The sequence below is a fragment of the Coleofasciculus sp. H7-2 genome (assembly GCF_042747725.1).
Lineage (GTDB): Bacteria > Cyanobacteriota > Cyanobacteriia > Cyanobacteriales > FACHB-T130 > FACHB-T130.
The window spans coordinates 1-19,616 of the sequence record NZ_JBHZGO010000044.1 but is presented as its reverse complement, the minus strand read 5'-3'; the positions used below and the strand labels follow the sequence as shown (position 1 = coordinate 19,616).

20 protein-coding genes and 2 pseudogenes are annotated in these 19,616 nt (G+C 48.7%); 13 read left to right on the top strand and 9 right to left on the bottom strand.

Annotated features, from left to right (window positions below):
• From ACFW2W_RS11115 to ACFW2W_RS11100, 4 genes and pseudogenes are all read right to left on the bottom strand, one after another.
• Positions 1-121 (bottom strand): annotated as a pseudogene (locus ACFW2W_RS11115) (IS1 family transposase); the annotation flags it as partial.
• 93 nt (positions 122-214) lie between these two features.
• Complete coding sequence (locus ACFW2W_RS11110; protein WP_378177397.1) at positions 215-568, bottom strand: phage holin family protein; 354 nt, start codon at positions 566-568, stop codon at positions 215-217.
• Positions 569-595: 27 nt separating this feature from the next.
• Positions 596-1,687, bottom strand: coding sequence for a redox-regulated ATPase YchF (ychF, locus tag ACFW2W_RS11105; protein WP_378177394.1), 1,092 nt, complete (start codon positions 1,685-1,687; stop codon positions 596-598).
• A gap of 36 nt (positions 1,688-1,723) precedes the next feature.
• Positions 1,724-2,068 (bottom strand): hypothetical protein, encoded by a 345-nt coding sequence (locus tag ACFW2W_RS11100; protein ID WP_378177391.1) that lies wholly within the window; start codon positions 2,066-2,068, stop codon positions 1,724-1,726.
• 230 nt (positions 2,069-2,298) lie between these two features.
• Between ACFW2W_RS11100 and ACFW2W_RS11095 the strand changes: the two genes are divergently transcribed.
• The 4 genes from ACFW2W_RS11095 to ACFW2W_RS11080 all read left to right on the top strand — a co-directional run bounded on the left by ACFW2W_RS11095 (position 2,299) and on the right by ACFW2W_RS11080 (position 6,017).
• Entirely contained in the window at positions 2,299-3,798 is a 1,500-nt protein-coding gene (locus tag ACFW2W_RS11095) for an aminotransferase class I/II-fold pyridoxal phosphate-dependent enzyme (protein WP_378177406.1), read from the top strand.
• A 45-nt stretch (positions 3,799-3,843) separates the two neighbouring features.
• Positions 3,844-4,434 (top strand): precorrin-6Y C5,15-methyltransferase subunit CbiT, encoded by a 591-nt coding sequence (cbiT, locus tag ACFW2W_RS11090; protein ID WP_378177388.1) that lies wholly within the window; start codon positions 3,844-3,846, stop codon positions 4,432-4,434.
• A gap of 277 nt (positions 4,435-4,711) precedes the next feature.
• The gene (locus ACFW2W_RS11085; RefSeq protein WP_378177385.1) at positions 4,712-5,584 is read left to right on the top strand and encodes a phosphatidate cytidylyltransferase; all 873 of its coding nucleotides are present in this window, start codon (positions 4,712-4,714) and stop codon (positions 5,582-5,584) included.
• Between the two features lie 76 nt (positions 5,585-5,660).
• Positions 5,661-6,017, top strand: a complete 357-nt coding sequence (locus ACFW2W_RS11080) for a hypothetical protein (RefSeq protein ID WP_378177382.1) — start codon at positions 5,661-5,663, stop codon at positions 6,015-6,017.
• Here ACFW2W_RS11080 and ACFW2W_RS11075 read toward each other — a convergent pair.
• Positions 5,972-6,691: a DUF2993 domain-containing protein gene (locus ACFW2W_RS11075; RefSeq protein WP_378177379.1), complete on the bottom strand. Its 720-nt coding sequence runs from the start codon at positions 6,689-6,691 to the stop codon at positions 5,972-5,974. The genes ACFW2W_RS11080 and ACFW2W_RS11075 overlap by 46 nt on opposite strands.
• A gap of 176 nt (positions 6,692-6,867) precedes the next feature.
• Here ACFW2W_RS11075 and ACFW2W_RS11070 point away from each other — a divergent pair, with 176 nt between their 5' ends.
• The 3 genes from ACFW2W_RS11070 (at position 6,868) to ACFW2W_RS11060 (ending at position 8,851) form a co-directional block, all read left to right on the top strand.
• On the top strand, positions 6,868-7,656 hold the full coding sequence (locus ACFW2W_RS11070; protein ID WP_378177376.1) for a pseudouridine synthase: 789 nt from the start codon (positions 6,868-6,870) through the stop codon (positions 7,654-7,656).
• Positions 7,653-8,450: a helix-turn-helix domain-containing protein gene (locus tag ACFW2W_RS11065; RefSeq protein WP_378177373.1), complete on the top strand. Its 798-nt coding sequence runs from the start codon at positions 7,653-7,655 to the stop codon at positions 8,448-8,450. Before ACFW2W_RS11070 ends, ACFW2W_RS11065 begins: the two co-directional genes overlap by 4 nt.
• A gap of 65 nt (positions 8,451-8,515) precedes the next feature.
• Positions 8,516-8,851: a hypothetical protein gene (locus ACFW2W_RS11060; RefSeq protein WP_378177370.1), complete on the top strand. Its 336-nt coding sequence runs from the start codon at positions 8,516-8,518 to the stop codon at positions 8,849-8,851.
• Here the strand turns inward: ACFW2W_RS11060 and malQ are convergent.
• A complete protein-coding gene (gene malQ, locus ACFW2W_RS11055) occupies positions 8,807-10,318 on the bottom strand; it encodes a 4-alpha-glucanotransferase (RefSeq protein ID WP_378177367.1) in 1,512 nt (503 codons plus the stop codon). The genes ACFW2W_RS11060 and malQ overlap by 45 nt on opposite strands.
• A gap of 180 nt (positions 10,319-10,498) precedes the next feature.
• Here malQ and ACFW2W_RS11050 point away from each other — a divergent pair, with 180 nt between their 5' ends.
• The gene (locus ACFW2W_RS11050; protein ID WP_378177364.1) at positions 10,499-10,930 is read left to right on the top strand and encodes an NUDIX domain-containing protein; all 432 of its coding nucleotides are present in this window, start codon (positions 10,499-10,501) and stop codon (positions 10,928-10,930) included.
• Between the two features lie 92 nt (positions 10,931-11,022).
• Positions 11,023-12,393: pseudogene (locus tag ACFW2W_RS11045) on the top strand (aminopeptidase P family protein); the annotation flags it as partial.
• A 682-nt stretch (positions 12,394-13,075) separates the two neighbouring features.
• Here ACFW2W_RS11045 and ACFW2W_RS11040 read toward each other — a convergent pair.
• Positions 13,076-14,527 carry an MFS transporter gene (locus tag ACFW2W_RS11040; RefSeq protein ID WP_378177361.1) on the bottom strand — a complete coding sequence of 484 codons (1,452 nt, stop codon included), beginning with the start codon at positions 14,525-14,527 and terminating at the stop codon, positions 13,076-13,078.
• Between the two features lie 135 nt (positions 14,528-14,662).
• Between ACFW2W_RS11040 and ACFW2W_RS11035 the strand changes: the two genes are divergently transcribed.
• Positions 14,663-15,190 carry a phosphoribosyltransferase gene (locus ACFW2W_RS11035; protein ID WP_378177403.1) on the top strand — a complete coding sequence of 176 codons (528 nt, stop codon included), beginning with the start codon at positions 14,663-14,665 and terminating at the stop codon, positions 15,188-15,190.
• Here ACFW2W_RS11035 and ACFW2W_RS11030 read toward each other — a convergent pair.
• Entirely contained in the window at positions 15,176-16,117 is a 942-nt protein-coding gene (locus tag ACFW2W_RS11030; protein WP_378177358.1) for an AEC family transporter, read from the bottom strand. The two genes, ACFW2W_RS11035 and ACFW2W_RS11030, sit on opposite strands and share 15 nt — an antisense overlap.
• A 232-nt stretch (positions 16,118-16,349) precedes the next feature.
• On the opposite strand from ACFW2W_RS11030, the gene ACFW2W_RS11025 reads away from it, so the two are divergent.
• Together ACFW2W_RS11025 and ACFW2W_RS11020 are read left to right on the top strand one after the other, a co-directional pair.
• Positions 16,350-17,138, top strand: coding sequence for a D-alanyl-D-alanine carboxypeptidase family protein (locus ACFW2W_RS11025; RefSeq protein ID WP_378177400.1), 789 nt, complete (start codon positions 16,350-16,352; stop codon positions 17,136-17,138).
• A gap of 65 nt (positions 17,139-17,203) precedes the next feature.
• Positions 17,204-17,884 carry an ATP-dependent Zn protease gene (locus ACFW2W_RS11020; protein WP_378177354.1) on the top strand — a complete coding sequence of 227 codons (681 nt, stop codon included), beginning with the start codon at positions 17,204-17,206 and terminating at the stop codon, positions 17,882-17,884.
• A 262-nt stretch (positions 17,885-18,146) separates the two neighbouring features.
• Here the strand turns inward: ACFW2W_RS11020 and ACFW2W_RS11015 are convergent, their stop codons facing one another.
• Positions 18,147-19,202: a GGDEF domain-containing protein gene (locus tag ACFW2W_RS11015; protein ID WP_378177351.1), complete on the bottom strand. Its 1,056-nt coding sequence runs from the start codon at positions 19,200-19,202 to the stop codon at positions 18,147-18,149.
• A gap of 39 nt (positions 19,203-19,241) precedes the next feature.
• Between ACFW2W_RS11015 and ACFW2W_RS11010 the strand changes: the two genes are divergently transcribed.
• Entirely contained in the window at positions 19,242-19,421 is a 180-nt protein-coding gene (locus ACFW2W_RS11010; RefSeq protein WP_378177348.1) for a hypothetical protein, read from the top strand.
• The last annotated feature ends 195 nt before the right edge of the window (positions 19,422-19,616 follow it).

The following is a 19,616-nucleotide window of genomic DNA, read 5'->3' as shown; positions in this document are numbered from 1 at the left end:
CTTTTTGAGCTTGATAATCATCTATAAATTGTCTCTTACATCTGACACAGATATAATTCTGTTTGCCTTTTTTCTGACCATTTTTATTAATATGAGTTGACTGACATTCAGGGCATTGCATAATATTACATCTTAATGAGTGTTATTTTTTGGCGCTCGCACGATCGCTCACTTTATCATACCCTAATTCAGCAACGCCAAATTATCCTGTCAACTAAAACGCGCCCAGCAACTTATGGATAATAGAGTTGATAATGCTGAGTGCAATTGAGCCTATCAACGCACTCCAAATCCCCCAGCGCAAGCGAAATCCATGTACTAAATAAGCAGCTAAACCAAAGATAATCGCATTGAGTACAAAGAGGAAAAGACCTAAAGTTAGGATGGTAATTGGCAAAGACAAAAAGAAAATAACTGGACGGACTAACGCATTCAGAAGTCCAAAAACTGCTGCTGAAATGAGGGCTTTGGGAAAAGTGTCAATTTCAACACCGATTGGTAATTTGGAAATGATAAACAAGCTAACAGCAGTGACTAGCCAAGCAACCAGAAGCGAAACAATATCCATCTTTTGGGTCTCCGGGGCGTAAATAACCTAGACATTAAAACGGAACAGCATCACATCGCCTTCCTTGACAATATATTCTTTACCTTCACTGCGAACTAAGCCTTTTTCCTTCGCAGCATTCATCGAACCAGTTGCAACTAAATCTTCATAGGCGACAGTCTCCGCCCGGATAAAACCGCGCTCAAAATCCGAGTGAATCACGCCTGCTGCTTGAGGCGCTGTCATTCCCGCTGTAATTGTCCAGGCGCGGCTTTCTTTCGGACCAGTCGTAAAGTAGGTACGCAAGCCTAAAAGTTCGTAAGTGGCGCGAATTAGAGACCTCAATCCGCCTTCTTCCACACCAAGAGATCCCAAAAATTCAGTTTTATCTTCCTCTGATAATTCGACTAATTCTGCTTCCACTTGGGCAGAAACAATTACGACTTGGGCATTTTCTTGAGTTGCAATTTGCCGCACTTGTTCTACATATTTATTGCCCGTTGCCAAATCATCCTCAGAGACATTTGCCGCATAAATAATGGGTTTGCCAGTGAGCAAGCCTAATCCTTTGAGCGCTTCAGCTTCTTCTTCATTTAAGTTAGCCCGCCGCGCTGGTTTGCCCTCATTTAATAACGCGCTCAATTTTTCTAGCGCAGCGAGTTCAATCTGTCCTTCTTTGCTGGTACGGGCAGCTTTGCGGGTGCGCTCAATGCGTCGCTCCACTTGAAATAAATCAGATAAAGCCAGCTCTAAATTAATAATGTCAATATCTCGCGCTGGGTCAACAGATCCAGCAACGTGGATAATGTCATCATTCTCGAAGCAGCGCACTACATGAACAATGGCATCAACTTCTCGAATGTGGGATAAAAATTGATTACCCAGTCCTTCCCCCTGACTAGCACCTTTCACTAAACCAGCAATATCCACAAACTCAACCCGCGTCGGGATAATTTGCGCCGAACTGGAAATATTAGCCAGCGCGTTTAACCGTTCATCTGGCACCGATACAACACCGACATTGGGTTCGATGGTGCAAAAAGGGAAATTGGCAGCTTCAGCCTTGGCATTGGCAACCAGGGCGTTGAATAAGGTAGATTTTCCGACGTTGGGAAGTCCGACAATTCCGGCTCTAAGCATCTTAGTTCAAGAGGTAAAACTGGGTAGAATCAATAGTTAGACAGGTTCAGGAATCGTTTGAGGAATCGGCCCTGGAACCGGCTGGGGAATGGGCGCTGGCACAGGCTCTGGCACAGGTGAGGGAATCGGCTGGGGAATGGGGGCTGGCACAGGCTCTGGCACAGGTGAGGGAATGGGTTCTGGAATCGGTCCCGGTACGGGATCTGGTACTGGCGGCGACCCAGGAATCGGATTAGGCTCCGATCCGGGGATCGGGCTGGGAACGGTTGGTTGAGGGATAGGATTAGGACTGGGATTAATCATGGCGATCGCATTCAACGATTCAACCTTATCAAAATAGGTAAGAACGCATAACAATGACATCCCCCGGAATAACGACATTCCTCGACACTTACACTTGAAGATTCATCCAAGCGCATCCAAACTCACTACTGTAGCAGGTATTGAGAACGCATTAACTCGCAGGCGATCGCACGCGGATGCAAGTTTCACTGCCCCTGCAAAATTGTTGGGCAGAAACGATCTATCCTAAACCGGCGAAGGCAAAAAGCGCTCGGATTTTCTACCCCGGTTGTCTTCCCAATATCACCGATTTCAGAAACATTTCCAGCATGGATTTTATCCCAAAGTCTCAAACAACTACGCCATTAGTGGACGCCCTTCAAGCGTGCGCCAAGAAGCATCATGCACCCTTTTACACGCCCGGACACAAGCGAGGGCAAGGAATTTCCCAACGGTTAGCCGATTTGCTGGGAACCGCTGTGTTTGCAGCAGATTTACCGGAATTACCGGAGTTGGATAACTTGTTTGCCCCAGAGGGCGTTATCCAAGAAGCCCAGGAACTCGCAGCAGCGGCATTTGGGGCAGAACGCACCTGGTTTTTGGTCAATGGTTCGACTTGTGGATTAATGGCGGCAATTTTAGCCACCTGCGGCGAGGGGGACAAAATTATCCTGCCTCGGAATATCCATGCCTCGGCAATCCACGGCTTAATCCTTTCGGGTGCGATTCCCATTTTCGTGAATCCAGAGTCCGACCTAGAGCTAAATATTGCCCACAGCATCACCCCAGCGGCGGTGGCAGACGCCCTCCAACAGCATCCGGACACTAAGGCGGTGATGATGGTTTACCCGACTTACTATGGCGTTTGCGGGGATATCAGAGCGATCGCGCAAATGGCTCATCAGCACGGTATCCCCTTGCTCGTAGACGAAGCCCACGGTGCCCATTTTGCCTTTCATCCAGACTTGCCGACCTCCGCCCTCGCCTCTGGAGCCGACTTAACGGTACAATCCACCCACAAGGTACTGGGGGCACTTACCCAGGCATCAATGCTGCACGTCCAGGGCAATCGAGTCAATCGCGATCGCTTGAGCAAAGCTTTACAACTGTTACAGTCTACCAGTCCCAGCTATTTGTTGCTGGCTTCGCTGGATGCAGCGCGTCAGCAAATGGCATTGCACGGGGAAGCGTTAATGGCGAAAACCTTACAGTTGGCTGAAGAAGCGACTACCCAAATTAGCCAAATTTCCGGGTTATCGGTGTTAGAAACTGCCAAAACACCGGGTTTTGTTGCCCTTGACAAAACCCGGCTGAGTGTTAAGGTTTCTGACTTAGGTTGGACTGGGTTTGAAGCGGATGAAATTCTCCATCAACAGCTAGGTGTTACTGCTGAGTTGCCATCGCTGCACAGTCTGACTTTTATTATCAGTTTGGGAAACACCCCATCTGATATTGTGCAGATGGTGTCGGCACTCCGAATTTTAGTGCAGGAGCGATCGCCCACCACATCAATAGCCCCATACCTGGATGTCTTCACTAGGTGGAAAGCTGAATTTCTTCAGATTCATCCTTCATCGTTTGTGCTTTATCCTTCCCTCTCCCCCCGCCAAGCATTTTTTTCCCAAACCCAAACGCTGCCAGTGGAAAAGACTGTAGAACGCATCAGTGCCGAACTTATTTGTCCCTATCCACCCGGAATTCCCGTGTTGATGCCAGGGGAAGCGATCGCCCCAGCTGCCTTGGATTACCTGCAACAGATTCTCGCATTGGGTGGAAGTATTACAGGTTGTAGCGATCCTAGCCTCAAAACGTTAAAGGTCGTTCGCTAATTGAAGACAGGCTTTAAGTCAAAACTCACGCACTCAAAACTTTCTATGTGGCCCTACGTAACTCCTGGTATCCCAGATGACCTCTTCGAGCGGTTGCCCGGTATTCCCCTCAGCAAACGCGAGGTGCGGTTGCTGCTGATTTCCTTACTAAGACTGAAACCCGATTCTGTGTTGTGGGATATTGGTGCGGGAACGGGCACGATCCCCGTAGAAACCGGGTTATTGTGTCCTAAAGGTCGAATTATTGCGGTAGAACGCGATGAGGAAGTGGCAAGTTTGATTCGTCGCAACTGCGATCGCTTTGGGGTTCGCAATGTCGAAGTCGTTGAAGGCAGCGCCCCAGAGTGCCTGAAAGACTTACCCATTCCCCCTCATCGGGTTTGCATCGAAGGCGGATACCCCATCAAGGATATCCTCAAGGTCGTCTGGCAATACTTAGAACCCCAAGGCAGGGTAGTTGCGACTGCGGCTAATCTAGAAAGTCTATATGCCGTTTCCGAAGGCTTCGCCGAACTACAAGCCCGAAATATCGAGGTAGTTCAGTCTGCCGTCAACCGCTTGGAAACGCGAGGCACCCATCAAATCTTTGCCGCAGTCAATCCAATTTTTATATTGAGTGGCGAGAAGCTAGATTGAAAGTATTGATGCAAAAGGCTACGGCAGCATTCTTGACGATTTAGAACCCAAAAATTTCCGTTAAGATCCATACCATCAGGAAATTTATTTTCTGTCGGTATTGGCGAATGGTGTCAGGAGAAATGAGCAGGATGCTGAAAAAAAGCTTTAATTTCATCCTAAATTAACCGCACCAATTGCCTAAATCTGTTTTAGATCGGTTAAAGTGTGCAAAAGTAATTCTTAATCTTATTAAGACTTGATTAACTTCGTTGCTGCGGTCTCAAGAGCGCATCTTATGCCTTGGTCTCGTATTTTTAGTGGAATAGTAGCGATCGCTGTGGCCCTCCTCATGATCTTCTTTGGAGGATGGTTCTTTACCGTGGGTCTGTGCATCATCGTCTATCTCGGTCAGTTAGAGTATTTTCAGATGGCGCGAGCCAAGGGCATGGCCCCAGCTGGCAAAACCACCCTGGTAGTTAGTCAAGTTCTGTTAATCACAGCTTCTCTGGCACCAGCCCTGACAGATGCCATGTTTCCCCTGGCAGGAACGTTGATTTGTTTCTATCTTCTGTTCCAGCCCAAGCTTGCCACAATTGCCGACATTTCCGCCTCTATATTGGGGTTGTTCTACGGCGGCTATCTGCCCAGCTACTGGGTGCGCTTGCGCGTCGGACTCGCTCCCGCAGTCGCGATGGCAGAGCCATTAAATGGCTATCTGCCCGCTTCCTGGCACGAACTTAGCACTTTGCCCCAAGGTTTGACGGCAACGCTTTTGGCGTTCGCCTGTATTTGGGCTGCTGATATCGGTGCTTACATCGTTGGTAAATTCTTTGGTCGCACGCGCCTTTCCGAAATTAGCCCCAAAAAGACTGTCGAAGGGGCTGTATTTGGGGTTCTCGGCAGTGTGGCAGTGGCAGTCGCTGGGGCTTGGTATCTTGATTGGCCCAGTTGGCAGTTCAGTGGTTTGGCTTTAGGGCTGCTGGTTGGGATTGCCAGCTTGCTGGGAGACTTAACGGAGTCGATGATGAAGCGAGATGCTGGGGTAAAGGACTCAGGGCAACTGATTCCGGGTCACGGCGGCATTTTAGATCGGGCTGATAGTTACGTGTTTACCGCTCCCCTGGTGTATTATTTCGTCACCCTCCTGTTACCTCTATTACCTCGCTAGGAAGGGTTTTCTACACGATTAGGGCAATTGGTAAGTAAAGCTTGATGGTGAAAATCTCTTTTCTCTGCCTTTCTCTGTGTCCTACTCACTCCTGAACCCTCAGCCCTCAGCCCTCAGTCCTCAATCCTCAATCCTCTACTCCTCAATCCTCAATCCTCTACTCCTCACTCCTCAATCCTCAGCCCTCAGCCCTCAGCCCTCAATCCTCAGCCCTCAGCCCTCAATCCTCAGCCCTCAGCCCTCAGCCCTCAGCCCTCAGCCCTCAGCCCTCAGCCCTCAGCCCTCAGTCCTCAGCCCTCAGCCCTCAGCCCTCAGCCCTCAGCCCTCAGCCCTCAGCCCTCAGCCCTCAGCCCTCAGCCCTCAGCCCTCACTCCTCACTCCTAATTTTTATTCGGCTGGAATCACATTAATCCGTCCGCGACAAACTAACTGACCCGGAATCACACTTAATTCCTGAATATCTACTTCTGAGCCTAAATCTATCTTGAATGTATCCAAATCGCCTCGAAGCAGTTCCTGTTGCGTCTCGATACAGGGGGACTCTAAAAGCAGTTCGTGAGGACTGGCTAACTGTAAACTTGTTCGCAACACCAAGGGCGTGGCTTTACCCGATTGGTCTGTTAAAATGCCGCTGAGTTTCAAATACTCAGGATCGATGGTAATCTGTTGCCAACTGATTTGCTGGTCTTTTAAGATGTCATCTGGGTGCGTTGGAACTGCTTGGAGCAGTGTCCTTAGTAAATCGGTTAAAGCGGTGGCTAATAAAGGTGCTGGGAGGGATGCCTTGAGGTCTGCCTCCTCTAGTATTAGCTCGCCGGAAACTGGAATGGGTTCGAGAAGGCGTAAAGGTTTACCCCTGAGAACTTGACCCAGGTTGATGCGAATGTTTTCTCCAGTTAACTGAATATGTGACAAATGCAGTCCTTGATAGACTGCATGGCTGGCGGCGATAAAGACTTGGGGGATATAACCTGTAAGGATTTGGCGATCGCTTCCAAAAATTTTCAACTGGAGGTTTTCAACTTGCGAAACTTGCGATCGCAACCACAGCCGCAGCGCTGGTGATAGCGTTGTGCTGATAATCCGGCTCCCTTGCTTAGATGTCAATGGCTTTCTTCCTGTAATATTTGTACATAGTCTAATTAGAGGTCAATTTTGGGTTTTAGACTGGCGATTCCTCCAAAATCCTAAATCTAAAATCAAAAATCCCCCGTAATCTAGACGAGGCACTGCCTCGACAAACTAAACTCTAACCCTTATTCAGTCGTAGCTCGATCTCGCCTATGGCCGAAAGGCTACAAAAAATTCTCTCCCAGTGGGGTATCGCCTCCCGCCGCCAAGCTGAAAAAATGATTGAAGCAGGGCGCGTGCGGGTCAATGGTACTGTTGTTCGTCTGGGGCAAACAGCGAATCCAGAACAAGACCGGATTGAAGTTGATGGCAAACTTGTACTCCCAGCCGCTCGTCCTCAAATGCTCTATATCTTGCTTTACAAACCTGCTGGGGTAGTTTCTACTTGCCGCGATCCCCAAAAGCGCCGTACCGTTCTTGATTTACTACCTCCCCCACTCCGAGAAGGTCAGGGACTCCATCCAGTTGGACGCCTAGATGCCGAATCCACCGGCGCGTTATTGCTCGCAAATGACGGTCAAATGACGCTACGCTTGACCCATCCTCGATATCATCTCCCTAAAACTTATCAAGTTTGGATTCAGGGTCATCCCTCTGAAGAGGTACTAAAATCCTGGCGTCAGGGTATTCTACTGTCAGGAAAAAAGACCTTGCCCGCTCAAGTTCGCGTACTGGCTGTGCGGGGTTCCCAAACCTGCTTGGAAGTGATTCTCACAGAAGGGAGAAACCGACAAATTCGACGCATTGCTGAGCAACTGGGCTATCCCGTCATTCATCTACACCGTGCCGCGATTGGTCCCATTTGCCTAGAACGAACAGGGGAGCCTATGTTCCCTGGTACTTATCGTTTTCTGGAAGATTTTGAAATCAGTTTTCTACAAAACCAAGTCAACCTAACATCAATAGAAGTGCCAGCAGACATCAAGGAGCGCCGTGTATGAAGGAGAATCCACTTCATCTTCAGCAGCAACAAGTTGAGAAGCTAAAAGAACTGGGGTCTCGCCTCCGTCAAGTGCGTGAGGAACAGTCCATGTCCCTAGAGGAAGTTGGCGACCAAACCAGGATTCAAGTTCGTCTGCTCAAGGCAATTGAGGAAGGTAAGCGCGAAATATTGCCAGAGCCAGTCTATATTCAAGGCTTTATCAAGCGGTATGCTGATGCACTGGGATTAAATGGGGTAGAGTTCTCTCACACTTTTCCCACCGGGCCGGTTTTCCAGCTCATCAAGCCTACCTGGCGGTATTTGCCATCAGCTCAACTGCGACCGATTCATCTTTACTTGATCTATGTGTTTCTGGTGATTGGGGCAGTGAATGGTCTGTCTTACGTGGTGAATCGTCCGACTGTAGAAGTGAGTAATGGTGAGACCAACCGGCTAGAGCCAAATCAGTCGCTAGAAAAAGCCAATGCAGCCAATACGGACTCGCTGGAGCAGTTAGGGCCACTCGCTCCAGCGTTATTCAGCAGCAATACCAGTCAAACAGGTAAGCCGGTACGAGTTGGCGTAACCGTCAAAACCCCGTCCTGGGTTCGGGTAGTGGTGGATGGCAAGACGCAGTTTGAGGGAATGCTGCCCGAAGGCACTCAGCGCACCTGGGTTGCAGATGAGACACTGATTGTAAAAGCTGGCAATGCGGGTGGTATCTTAGTCGCTTTTAATGATGAAAAGGCGAAGAAACTGGGTGCCCCCGGTAAAGTTCGGGAAGTAACCTTTGCCGCTAATCCTGGGTCTTAATGAGTGCTGAGGAGGGTTAGGCTAGGGGCGTAGCGCTTTTCTTTAAAGACAGGCGCTATCAACCAGTGACGCGAGTGAAGGCCCAAGTCCTCATCCCTCAATCCTCATCCCTCAATCCTCAACCCTCATCCCTCATCCCGCAACCCTCATCCCTCATCCCGCAACCCTCATCCCTCATCCCGCAACCCTCATCCCGCAACCCTCATCCCTCATCCCTCAACCCTCATCCCTCATCCCTCATCCCTCATCCCGCAACCCTCATCCCTCATCCCTCATCCCTCATCCCGCAACCCTCATCCCTCATCCCTCATCCCTCATCCCTCAGTCCTCAGTCCTCAGTCCTCAGTCCTCATCCCTCAGTCCTGATTCTTAATCGGGGCGCGACCAAAAGTTTCAGTTAGGGTTTTGAGGCGAAAGCCGATCTCTTTGTTCACCGCCTCAGACCGATACCGCCACTCCCAATTCCCCTCTGCTTTGCCGGGAAAATTCATTCTGGCATCGTTCCCCAATCCCAAAAGATCCTGAAAAGGAATAATTGCCTGATTTGCCACCGAACCCATCGCCAGTCGGATTGCATCCCAGTGGATGCCTTCGGAACTGATGCAACCCACATAACGCAGAAGCTTCTCCCTTTCATAGTCTGAAAGTTGATAGAACCAGCCTACAGTGGTGTCATTGTCATGGGTGCCGGTGTAGACCACACAGTTGCGCGGATAGTTAAAAGGCAAAAAGCCGTTGCCAGAATCCGAACCAAAGGCAAACTGTAAAATCTTCATCCCCGGAAATCCAAACTTATCTCGCAGCGCCTCAACCTCTGGGGTAATCACGCCCAAATCCTCAGCCAGGATGGGTAGCTTGCCTAATTTGTCGTTGAGTAGCTTAAAGAAAGCTTCTCCGGGAGCCTCAATCCACTCCCCATTCATGGCAGTCGTTTCGCCCTGCTTAACCGCCCAATAGGCTTGGAACCCTCGGAAGTGGTCAATCCGAATAATGTCAATATAATCCAACAAAGACTCAAAGCGCTGTATCCACCACTTAAAGTTTTGCTGCTGCAACTTCTCCCAGTTATAGACTGGATTGCCCCACAGCTGACCTGTGGCGCTGAAGTAGTCGGGTGGAACTCCAGCCATCAGCGCCGGTTCCCCGGTTTGTTCATCCAAGCAAAAGATGTCTGGATGCGACCAGACATCGGCACTATCGTGAGCCACATAAATTGGAATATCGCCAATAATCTCAATGCCGCCCAAGTTGGCATAGCTTTTCAGTTGAGTCCACTGGCGGAAAAATTCAAACTGCAAGTATTTGTGGTAATAAATCTCATCATTCAGCCGCTGCCGCCACTGTTCTAAGGCTTCCGGTTGGCGTTTGGCAATTTCCGGTTCCCAAGTATACCAACTAGCGTGTCCGTGGGCTTCCCGGAGCGCCATAAATAAGGCATAATCATCAAGCCAGTCAGCCGCCTTACAAAAACTTGCAAATTCCTGTTGCTGCAAGGGTGACGCTTTGGCTTTAAAGTTTTCGCAGGCTTTGGCGAGCAAAGGCATTTTGGTCTGGATCGCCCGCTCAAAATCCACCCTGTCTAGGGGAAATTCTGGCAATCCAGAAAAATCGTCGTCGGTTAGTAATCCTTCGTCGCGCAGTTTTTCAGGGCTAATCAGTAAGGGATTTCCCGCCAGTGCTGAATAGCACATATAGGGAGAATTGCCATAGCCGGTTGGTCCTAATGGCAAAACCTGCCAAAATTGCTGGGAACTCTCCACCAAAAACTCAATAAAGCGATAGGCTTCTAAACCGAGATCGCCGATGCCAAACCGGCTGGGAAAACAAGTGGGGTGTAGCAAAAGGCCACTGGATCTAGGAAACGGCATAAATAACCTGATGGAGAGGATGCGAACGATTTGAGATTATCATGGGACGCAGAAGTTTGACACCCACTCCTAGGGAGGGTTGCATTTGGTATTTCAGCCGTCAGAAGTGACAGCGATCGCGGCAGAATTAATTCAGCCATTTTTCCCTCGATCCCGCTCGTTTGGGGGCAATATATCAGAATGACTTACCGAAACCCTGCTCCGACTGTCGATATCATTATTGAACTGCTCGATCGACCGCATCGACCGATTGTATTAATTGAGCGCCAAAATCAACCTTATGGTTGGGCAATTCCGGGTGGCTTTATTGATTACGGGGAGAAAGCGGAAGCGGCGGCGCGGCGCGAAGCGGAGGAAGAGATTAGCTTACAGGTGGAGTTAATTGAACAATTCCAGGTGTATTCCGATCCCAGCCGCGATCCGCGAACTCACACGATGAGCGTTGTGTTTATCGCCACGGCAACGGGCGAACCTCAAGCTGCTGATGATGCCAAGGCTGTCGGAATTTTTGAATCTTGGCGAATTCCCACCGATTTATGCTTCGATCACGACAAAATCCTACACGATTATTGGCGTTATCGGCATTACAGGATACGCCCTCGGTTGTCTTGAGGCGGTTTATGGCGAATGGGTAATGGTTTTTTAGGTAAGGTTAAACTTAAATAACAGAAGGGATAAGTTATAAACTGCCTCTACTCGCTATGATGCAACTTCAGAGAAATCGCACGTTTGCCGCTACTCTGCTTCACCGGCGGCAGCGACTCGCCGAGCTAATTGATTTTCCAGTTATTCTCTGGTCTGGGCGTAGTAGTTCCCGAAATTATCCGGCAAATACTTTCCCGTTTCGCGCCAGCAGTCATTTCCTCTATTTTGCGGGGCTACCTCTGGAAAATGCGGCGATCCGACTCGAAGCCGGGAAACTAGAACTGTTTATGGATGATGCGTCTCCTGCAAGTGCCCTCTGGCATGGAGAAATGCCCAAACGTGAGAAAATTGCCCAAGCGATTGGGGCGGATGCAGCATTTTCGATGGCAGAATTGGAGTTACGCTCAGCCGATGCTGCGACTATCTCGGTGCAGGATGCTGCTACTGGGCAGCAACAAGCTCAGATAATGCATCGCGCGATCGCATCCGCAAATGCATCTGAGGGAATTGACAGGGAGTTAGCACGAGCGATTGTATTGTTGCGACTCAGCCACGATGCAGGTGCTTTGGCAGAATTACGACAAGCTGCATCTGTCACCGTGGAAGCTCACTTAGCGGGAATGGCTGCCATACCCAGCGCCAAGTTGGAGGCAGGTGTGCGTGCGGCAATGGAGAGTGTCATCATCTCTCATAATATGAGCTGCGCTTACCCCAGTATTGTCACCGTTCACGGGGAAGTTCTCCACAATCAGCAGTATTACCACCCCCTGCAATCGGGAGGCTTGCTGCTGGCGGATGTGGGTGCTGAAACATCGATGGGCTGGGCAGCAGATGTCACGCGGACTTTGCCTGTATCAGGTAAGTTTTCTTCTACCCAAAGAGATATTTATAATTTGGTTTTGGCGGCTCACGATGCTTGCATTGCCCAAATCCGCCCGGATGTGGAGTATGGGGATATTCATCTCCAGGCAGCGACTGTGATTGCCCAAGGGTTGGTGGATTTAGGCATTCTGCGAGGTAATGCTGAAGATTTGGTAGAAATGGATGCTCACGCCCTATTTTTCCCTCACGGAATCGGTCATTTGGTGGGTTTGGATGTCCACGATATGGAAGATTTGGGCGATTTGGCGGGGTATGAAGAGGGGAGAATTCGGAGCGATCGCTTCGGTTTAGCTTATCTCCGGCTGAATCGCCCCTTACGCTCTGGAATGTTAGTCACCATTGAGCCAGGATTCTATCAAGTTCCGGCAATTTTAAATGACCCCGATTTTCGGGCAAAATATCAGGATGTGGTGAATTGGGATCGCCTTTCTCAGTTTGATGATGTACGCGGAATTCGCATAGAAGATGATGTTTTAGTAACACAATCAGGCAGCGAAGTTCTAACAGCAGCATTGCCAACAGATGCCGATTTAATTGAGTCTCTAGTTAAGAGAGAATCCCGCGCTTTTTTCGGAACAGGGCAACCCATGACTGGAAAAGCACCCGCCGGTATTCCTACTTTTATTAAGCGTTGTCGCGCAATTTTTGAACAAGTTAGCCCCCAATTGATGAAAGATCATGCTGACTGGTTTATCGCGATTGAGGCAGATAGCGGTGAGTATTTTCTGGATGTAGATCACAAGGTTGCCAAACAAAAGGCGCTTGAGAAATACCCGGATGGGTTAATTTCTACTTTACAACTGGTTGAGTAAGTTCCTGTCGGCAAGAAATCCTTTGGAAAAGCCTAAAGGAATTTTTTCCTTCCCCTTTACCGATTTGCTTTTCTCCAGGGATATTTGCTTTGCTTAGTTTTGGGCGTATTGTAGCAATTCCTATGCCTTTATTAGCGATTAGCTGAATGAATAATGCTGGTGCCCTATGCAATGATTCAAAACTTTTAAAAATACAATTTTCTTGGAAAATGTATCGCCAGTAACTACTCGCCATGCCTTGAAGAGGTATTCTTAGATAATAGAAATATGTCTCAAAAAATTATTATCAGGTATTTCTTCCTTATCGATTTTAGTATATCAAAAAAAATCAAGAAAGTCCATAATTCTAGAAAAAAAACTTCCAGAATGGGTGAATTTATAACCCACCCATTCAAACCTAAAAACTCATTGATAAGAGCTATTGGGCTTTTAATTTCCGTTCTTTAAGTTTAAGTAAGATATCGGCATGAACCTCGCGAGTGAGAGGATAAAAGTATGCCAGGATTAAACCACCAATCAAGGCAATTGTTGGCAGAGGCCCAATTGCGATGCGAATCGCTAAAAGTGCAGAATCCGGTTGAATTGGGGCTAAGTTGTCTGGGGTAGACCGAATATATTGATTCCACTCCAGGCTTTTCAAGACTAAAGCCACTGCAACAGCTAAACTGACTTTTTGCAGGAACACCATGAAGCTGTAAAAAATCCCTTCCCGCCGCTGTCCGGTTCTTAGTTCATCTAATTCAATCACATCTGGCAGCATCGACCACGGGATCAAATAAGCAGTAGAAACGCCAAAACCTGCCATCACCGCCAGCACGTACATGAAAGCAATTTGACCGGGCTGTAAGAAAAACAATCCCGCCTGTGCAATAATCCACACGCTCATTCCCATAAAATAAACGGCTTTTTTACCGAATCGCTGGCTAAGCTTACTCCAGATAAACAGCATCAACAATGCTGTTCCCTGCACCGCTAGAATTACTTGGGCAACGAGTGCATCGCTTAAGCGCATCCAACTGAGAACAAAATAAGGAATGATCGCAGCAGTGACCTGGACAGCTAACCAGGAACACAGATAAATTCCCACAACATATAAAAAGGGGCGATTGCTCAAAACAATCCGTACTTGTTCCAAAATTGGGAGGGAAACAGGTTGCTCAAAGGTGGGATTTTGTGCCGCCCTTGCCAAAATGCGATCGCGTGTCCCCCAAATACACAAATAAATAGGTAAGACCGACAAAATTGCACAAACGACGCCCATCACCCAATATTGCTGGATGCGGTCATTAGGAATCAAAGCGGCGATGATTCCGAACGCAATTACAGATACGATACTTCCTCCAATGGAGAAAGCAAACCGATAGCTGTTGAGATTGGTGCGTTCGTTGTAGTCCTGAGTAAGTTCTGGAGTTAGGGCAGTGTAGGGTAAATTAACAGCGGTGTAAAACGAATTAAACAAAATCGAAATGACTATGTAATACCAGAACAATCCCCATTGATTCGCAGAGTCATTGGCGCTAAATCGAGGAACTAGCCACTGCAAAAAGAATGTGATTCCAAACGGAATCGCCCCATATAACATCCAGGGAAGCCTACGCCCCCAGCGTGGCGAGTTTGTTCTGTCGCTAAGCACCCCGACAATCGGATCGTTTATTGCATCCCAAACCTTGCCAATCAGGAGAATCCAAGTCGCTAGTCCAGCGGCGATTCCGGCGACATCGGTCAGAAAATAGGCGGTATAAAACACCCCAATATTTGCGGTGATAGCAGCACCCACATCACCGGCACCATAAGCCAGTTTGGTACTCAATTTTAGCTTTTCGCTGTCGGGTGTCGCGGCGGCATGGTTAGAAGAGGAAGAATCACTCATGGCAGTTGGCTGATGGCAGGGGGAAGTTGAAAATTTCAAAAAAGTATCGCATCTGTCTCCCAAGAGCGGGAATTTCTATAGCATTTGTTCTATAGCATTTGTACTGTTCTCTAAACTTGTGGAATTGTGTCTGTTATACCAGAGCTTTACGTGTCATGGTCAGAGTACCACCAAAAAATCGAACAGTTAGCGGCAATCATTTATCAATCCGGCTGGGACTTTAACCAGATTGTCTGCCTTGCTAGGGGCGGTCTACGGGTGGGTGATATTTTATCGCGAATTTACCGCAAACCGTTGGCAATTTTAGCTGCCACTTCTTACGGTGGCACAGGCGATCGCTTCCGGGGTTCTCTCGCCTTTGCCCGCGATCTCACCATGACTTCCCCTCATCTGGGTAGCCGCATTCTCCTGGTGGATGACTTAGTTGATTCTGGCATCACCCTTCGGGAAGCCATCCCTTGGCTGAAACATCATTATGCTGCTGATGTCGAGCAGATTCGTACCGCTGTCATCTGGTACAAAGCTGGGTCTGCGATCGCGCCTGACTACTACGCGGACTATCTACCAGAAAACCCCTGGATTCACCAACCCTTTGAAAAATACGAACAGATCGATCCATCCGAGTTAGCCCAAAGATATGTTGCTGTTTCAGCGACCAAATAACACCAACCAAACCGGCAGGGTCAACAAAAGTCCTATAGTCCCGACAACCAGCGCCGTCACGGTTAAATCTCGGTCGAGATTGTAGGCTTCCGCCAAGATGAGCGTGGCAAAAGCGGGAGGCATTGCCATCTGTAAAACGATGACCAGATGGGGTGGTCCACTCACACCCAGCAGGCCAACTCCGCCGCCCAGCACCAGCGGAACTAGCAGCATTTTAATCCCCAAGCTGACAGATGCCGACGGGAGGCTACCCCAGGAAGAAAGCTGGCTTAGGCGCATTCCGATTAGCACCAAAGCCAGTACAACTCCACTCCAAGCGATAATTTGCAGCAACTGTTCAGCTGGTTCGGGCAGTGGGAAGTTGCGAAAACCCAGCCCAAAACCAAAACTCCACAGCGCTGGATTAATCAGCACTGCCTGTAGGGGCGTCTCCCCGCCCTTCCCCACCCGAATACCAAAACGAGCCGCCAAGACAACGCCCAAGCCGTAGGCTCCCAGCGTGGTGCCCATCAGGTCATAAAACAGCGCCCAGCCAAAGTATTGCTGCCCTACGAGAGCTAGGGTGACGGGATAACCCAAGTAGCCGGTGTTCCCGACCATTGAGGCTAATAGAAAACTTCCTTGAGTGGGTTTACTCCAAGCTTTTTTGGGGAATTGCGAGGCTTGCCTTCCCATCCAAAACCAGGCTAATCCGGCTCCCACCAAAATTGCCACCCAAGCCGCGACGGGTGCAATCCAGATTGGTCCAGATAAGTCGGCGTGACGCAGAAACGCCACAATGCCAATTGGTACTCCAATCCAAAAGAGAAACTTACCTAAATAGGTGGGAACGACTTTGGGCAGTTGGCGACCCAAAACCCATCCCAACAAAATGCCGCCACCTAGCCGGAAATAGAGTTCCAGCAGTTGAATTCCTATATTAGGCATCGTCTCATGGGTTGTCAGCAGAAGTATTAGACTGGCACCTGTACGATACTTTGTCAGCCTCTATTCATGTTAAGCATCAGGGTTGATGATGAGGCATCTGGAAATACACGGCAGCTGTTGATAGACTTCGCTCAGTCTAAAATGCTTGTTAAAGTTAAGTGTTGAGTCTCAGTGCCGTTGTTGGATATCTAAGAATTGATAACTAACCACAAAAACAACAGGAGTGGCTCTTTTGGAAAACGCGGGTATGCCTGGAAAACCACCCAAGGTCTCGGCACTGCCGATAGACGATATTCCGGAGGCGTTGCGGGATACGCCGCACCTCAGACGACGCCAGCGACAGTGGCAGCCGATTCTCCTGTTTGGCGGTTTGTTGGGATTGGGAGCGATCGCGCTGATTATCGGTATCTTACTCCCCCGTCCCGTACCCGAATCGAATGCGTCAACGCCTGTCCAAAATGAAATTCTAGGCATTCAAACGCCTCCAGCCACAGCAGAAGCCAATACCCTCTTTGGACACTTTCCCTACCAAGAGGCACCCCAGTCCGAACTTGAGGCGATTACAGCGGATGGTCGCTTGAAAATGCGTCACACTGCCGCCAGACAATATACAGCGATGGTAGCAGCGGCGCGAGCTTCCGGCATTATCATCGTGCCAATTTCCGGATTTCGCTCTACTCGCGAACAGCAGCATTTATATTTTGACACCAAGGCGCAGCGCGGACAGTCAGCCGCCGAACGGGCAAAAGTGAGTGCGCCTCCCGGTCACAGCGAACATCATACTGGGTACGCGATAGACGTGGGTGATGGAAGAGTACCAGCAACGAATCTCAGTCCTAACTTTGAAAATACTGCGGCTTTTAAGTGGCTTCAGAAGAACGCCCCTTACTATAGCTTTGAGATATCGTTTCCCCGCAACAATCCCCAGGGCGTTAGTTATGAACCGTGGCACTGGCGCTATGTAGGCGATCGCGATAGTCTGGAAACATTTTACAAAGCCAAACAATTCGGAAAAAATTAAAAATTAGGATTGTGAATTTTTAATGCAAGCATTTTTAATTTTTAATTCACTTAGACCTCAATATCATGCAACAAACTGCCCTAAATCTAATTGCCATTGGCGTCTTTGCGATAACGCTTTCTAGTTTGTTGGGGCCAATGTTGAACATATCACCGACAATCCCCGCGATCGCAACGATTAGCATTATGGGACTGGCAACCCTTGACACCCTCAGCTTCCAAGGCAAAGGCATGACGCTACTTTTGGAGTTGTTTGCCGGTGCTGACTCCAAATATCGCGATCGCGTATTGCGGCATGAAGCCGGTCATTTCTTCGTCGCTTACTTACTAGAAATTCCCATCACCGGCTACACTCTCAGCGCCTGGGAAAGCTTCAAGCAAGGAAATCCTGGGCAAGGTGGGGTGATATTTGATACCCAAAAATTGCAGCAAGAAACGACAACGCCTTGGGAGATGCAAGTCATACTGGATCGATTCTGCACCGTCTGGATGGCAGGTATCGCCGCCGAGATTTTGGTATACGGTAGCGCTGAGGGAGGCGCAGAAGACAGGCAAAAAATTAGAGATGTGACACTAGGACGGCAGGAAAGCGGCGTTCAGCAGAAAGAGCGTGCCAGTGCGATCCAAGCACGGACTCTAATTGAGGAAAACTATCCCGCCTACGAAGCGCTGGTGGCGACGATGGAAGAACGCGCCTCAGTCGAGGAGTGTTATCAGGTGCTTCAGCAACATCTTGTTAGGAGTTAATCATCAGTAGTCATTAGTTAATTACCAATTCATAGAATTAATCGAAAGTTTTTTTCTCTGCATCCTAGACTTCACCTACTTTTTTCTGGTATACTAATCTTGATAAGGAAGAACTAGGCTATGATAAATTTTTTAGACAGATTTCTATTATCTAAGTATACCCCTTTCAGCCCCAGCAAGTAGTAATTTCCAATACACTTTCTGTAGTTTTTAACAGGTAAAAATTGAGCGAGAGAATTTCTACCTTTTCCCCAATTAGCAATTATTCACTAACAACCCGATTGCGACCATCAGATTTGGCTTGCAGAAGGTTTTGATCGGCGCGTTGCAGCAAATTCACTCCTTTAATATCGTCCGTCGCATTTAGGGTGCCTGTCCCCAGACTGATCGTAATCGTGAGTGCCAGGGTGGGATTAATTCTGAAGGGTTGTTCGCAGATCAAGCGACACAGACGGTGCGCTACCATCGGAGCCTCTTTAACATCTGTGTCGCTGAGAATCACGACAAATTCCTCACCTCCGTAGCGGAAGAGAGTGTCTTGAAAGCGCAGGCTGTGTTGCAGACGGGCGGAGAGTAGTTGCAGAACGCGATCGCCGATCAGATGCCCGTAGGTGTCGTTAATAGACTTAAAATAGTCCACATCCAACATCACTAAACTCAGCGGTATTGAGCGAGTCCGAGCATTTTGAATCTGCCGGGGCAATTCCCATTCCAAAGCGCGACGATTATTCAATTCTGTTAGCGGGTCAGCCAGCGCCATTGTTGACAATAAATCGTTGGTTCGTATCAATTGGCGATAGTTTTGTACCTTACGTAATCCCATCTGAATTTGCGCCGCCAGTAAGCGGTCTTGCAACTCGATCTCTTCTTGTGCAAGGGCAGCACTCCTTCTTCTGAGTGGGGCAATTTGCAAGTAAGCATCTGCTCCTTTTTCTAAAGCTTCTGCCATAAGTGCCAACTTCCGGTGCCGATCGGAAAGCGTTTGTTCGCGGGCAAGTTCGGGTCTGTCTTCTATCAAGATGCAGTAAATCCCTGCTAGTTGGGCGTGTTGTTTGAGCTGATAACAGAATTCCAAACTGCCCTCCAGACTTGCCTGCAAAATTAAGATATAGGGCAGTCGATTTTCCAGCAGCGGGATGACCTCATCTAGCTGGGAGGCAGCCTCAACTGTGCCACCCACTAAAGCGCCGATTCGCTTCAGAAATGTTGCCAGAAATGCATCAGTTCCAACAACTAGAACAAAAGCATCCATTAGCGTAGGTATACCGGAAGAATCAAGGCTCTTTCCCTGTTGACGAAACGTGAGAATTTCTACCACTAGAGTTTTTAGGCAGCAACGAAGGAGACGAACAGATAGATGACCCTAGACTGGATGAGCGTGTATTGTAGAGCGAAGAAGCGATCGCGCTGGCGTATGCCGCTATACAAGGCTTCTGACCGCTATGCCATTGAACCGGGCAGTCTTTACCAAACCCTAACCCAATCGTTGGCACTTCTGACACACTCTGTTACATTCTCAGTTTGCTACAAGTATTAGAGATGGGAATCCCATTGGTGGCGGATAACTTTGCAAAGTCTTCATAAAAAACTGCCACACTACCCAGCCAGGGCTATTTCATTCTAGACAGAGAGGGTGAAATCCAGTAAGCTAAAGCTCAACGAATTTTTCTTATCGAGCTATGAGAACGCTTGCCATTGTGGAAGCCTTTTCCAGTTTGCCTGACGCACGACG

Coding starts and splice junctions, on each gene's coding strand:
- ACFW2W_RS11110 (WP_378177397.1), bottom strand. CDS start 568: ATGGATATTGTTTCGCTTCTGGTTGCTTGGCTAGTCACTGCTGTTAGC.
- ychF (WP_378177394.1), bottom strand. CDS start 1,687: ATGCTTAGAGCCGGAATTGTCGGACTTCCCAACGTCGGAAAATCTACC.
- ACFW2W_RS11100 (WP_378177391.1), bottom strand. CDS start 2,068: ATGTCGTTATTCCGGGGGATGTCATTGTTATGCGTTCTTACCTATTTT.
- ACFW2W_RS11095 (WP_378177406.1), top strand. CDS start 2,299: ATGGATTTTATCCCAAAGTCTCAAACAACTACGCCATTAGTGGACGCC.
- cbiT (WP_378177388.1), top strand. CDS start 3,844: ATGTGGCCCTACGTAACTCCTGGTATCCCAGATGACCTCTTCGAGCGG.
- ACFW2W_RS11085 (WP_378177385.1), top strand. CDS start 4,712: ATGCCTTGGTCTCGTATTTTTAGTGGAATAGTAGCGATCGCTGTGGCC.
- ACFW2W_RS11070 (WP_378177376.1), top strand. CDS start 6,868: ATGGCCGAAAGGCTACAAAAAATTCTCTCCCAGTGGGGTATCGCCTCC.
- ACFW2W_RS11065 (WP_378177373.1), top strand. CDS start 7,653: ATGAAGGAGAATCCACTTCATCTTCAGCAGCAACAAGTTGAGAAGCTA.
- malQ (WP_378177367.1), bottom strand. CDS start 10,318: ATGCCGTTTCCTAGATCCAGTGGCCTTTTGCTACACCCCACTTGTTTT.
- ACFW2W_RS11050 (WP_378177364.1), top strand. CDS start 10,499: ATGACTTACCGAAACCCTGCTCCGACTGTCGATATCATTATTGAACTG.
- ACFW2W_RS11040 (WP_378177361.1), bottom strand. CDS start 14,527: ATGAGTGATTCTTCCTCTTCTAACCATGCCGCCGCGACACCCGACAGC.
- ACFW2W_RS11030 (WP_378177358.1), bottom strand. CDS start 16,117: ATGCCTAATATAGGAATTCAACTGCTGGAACTCTATTTCCGGCTAGGT.
- ACFW2W_RS11020 (WP_378177354.1), top strand. CDS start 17,204: ATGCAACAAACTGCCCTAAATCTAATTGCCATTGGCGTCTTTGCGATA.
- ACFW2W_RS11010 (WP_378177348.1), top strand. CDS start 19,242: ATGACCCTAGACTGGATGAGCGTGTATTGTAGAGCGAAGAAGCGATCG.